Origin of the sequence: Marivita cryptomonadis, assembly GCF_002115725.1 — a bacterium.
GTDB lineage: Bacteria > Pseudomonadota > Alphaproteobacteria > Rhodobacterales > Rhodobacteraceae > Marivita > Marivita cryptomonadis.
Genome location: NZ_JFKD01000070.1, coordinates 1 through 1,347 on the forward strand (window position 1 = coordinate 1; position 1,347 = coordinate 1,347).

At 59.7% G+C, this 1,347-nt stretch carries 1 protein-coding gene; it reads right to left on the reverse strand.

The window, feature by feature from the left end:
* The coding region (locus MCRY_RS22285) for an NADP-dependent isocitrate dehydrogenase (protein WP_139834166.1) at positions 1-1,092 on the reverse strand (1,092 nt) is incomplete at its 3' end.
* Between the last annotated feature and the right edge of the window lie 255 nt (positions 1,093-1,347).

Sequence of the window (1,347 nt, forward strand, 5' to 3'; positions counted from 1 at the left end):
CCACATTTTACCGGAGTCACGGATCATCGCCGGCATCGAGGCGTCGACGATCACGTCGCTCGGCACGTGCAGGTTGGTGATGCCTTTGTCGGAGTTGACCATCGCCAGGGAAGGGCGCGAGGCGTAGACCGCCTGGATGTCAGCTTCGATCTGCGCTTGCTGCTCGGCCGGCAGGGCCTTGATGCGTGCGTACAGGTCGCCGATACCGTTGTTCAGGTTGAAGCCGATCTCGGCCAGCACGTCTGCGTGCTTGGCCAGGGCGTCTTTATAGAACTCGGCAACGATCTGGCCGAACATGATCGGGTCGGAGACCTTCATCATGGTGGCTTTCAAGTGAACCGACAGCAGTACGCCTTGTTTCTTGGCGTCTTCGATTTCAGCGGCGATGAAGCTGCGCAGGGCTTTCTTGCTCAGTACGGCGCTGTCGATGATTTCGCCGGCCTTGACCGTGGTCTTTTCCTTCAGGACGGTGGTGGTGCCGTCTTGGGCGACCAGCGCAATTTTGACAGTGTCAGCGGCTTCGATCTGTACGGCTTTTTCGCTGCCGTAGAAGTCGCCGTTGCTCATGTGGGCAACGTGGGACTTGGAGTCGGCAGCCCAGGCGCCCATTTTGTGCGGGTGCTTGCGTGCGTAGTTCTTGACCGACAGGGGGGCGCGACGGTCGGAGTTGCCTTCGCGCAGGACCGGGTTCACGGCGCTGCCCTTGACCTTGTCGTAACGTGCACGGGTTTCTTTTTCCGCGTCGGTGGTTACGGTTTCGGGGTAGTCCGGCAGGGCATAGCCCTGGGCCTGCAGTTCCTTGATCGCCGCCTGCAGTTGGGGGGTCGAGGCACTGATGTTAGGCAGCTTGATGATGTTGGCTTCAGGGGTCACGGCCAGGGCGCCCAGTTCGGCGAGGTGGTCCGGTACGGCCTTGGTGCCCAGTTGCTCGGGGAAGCTTGCGAGGATGCGCCCGGCGAGGGAGATGTCGCGGGTTTCCACGGCAATATCAGCGGAAGCGGTGAAGGCCTCTACGATAGGCAGCAGTGAATAGGTGGCGAGGGCTGGGGCTTCGTCGGTGAAGGTGTAGATGATCTTCGAGCGGGTGGGCATATTCGGATTAACTCTCTTCTTTGCTGAAAGCGTGCGCAGAAACTCGAGATGCGCCGGGTAGAGCGCGTTCGTTCAAAGTCATCCATGAGCGAAAGGTCGAGGTTTCTTCGCGGTGATGTTGGGTTGCATCAGTCGAGCGTCAAGCGGGTGGACTATTGTAATAGTCCTGCTTTGTGGCGGAGGGCGTTGTTCTAGAGCGGTCCGCCGTCGTGACTCTTTGGTCAGCGGCGGCATTATACATAGGTCGCTATGCTT